The sequence below is a fragment of the Pseudoneobacillus rhizolycopersici genome (assembly GCF_054786815.1).
This window is the reverse complement of sequence record NZ_JBTOOE010000215.1, coordinates 1-244: the sequence shown is the minus strand read 5'-3', so window position 1 is coordinate 244 and position 244 is coordinate 1. Positions and strand designations below refer to the sequence as shown.

The window sequence follows — 244 nt, the reverse complement described above, 5'->3', positions numbered from 1 at the left end:
CGCATCGATCACCCCCACGAACTGGCCAACACCTTAAACGGCATCGTGGGTGTCGTGGAACACGGGTTGTTCTTAGACACGGTCAACACGGTCATCGTCGGCCGTCAAGACGGACCAGAAGTCTTGAACGCGCGCGACTAAACCATTAAATTTAGTTTGAAAAAGGCTAGCTCGTCATGAGCTGGCCTTTTTGACTGTGTGTCCAGTCACACCATTAGGTTGTCAGGCGGGAGCAAGTAACCGT

The 244-nt window shown here is 52.5% G+C and carries 1 protein-coding gene; it reads left to right on the top strand.

The window, feature by feature from the left end; translation table 11 throughout:
- The first annotated feature begins 3 nt into the window (after positions 1-3).
- The gene (locus tag ACX9YW_RS23485) at positions 4-141 is read left to right on the top strand and encodes a ribose-5-phosphate isomerase A (RefSeq protein WP_460351207.1); all 138 of its coding nucleotides are present in this window, start codon (positions 4-6) and stop codon (positions 139-141) included.
- Positions 142-244 lie beyond the last annotated feature (103 nt).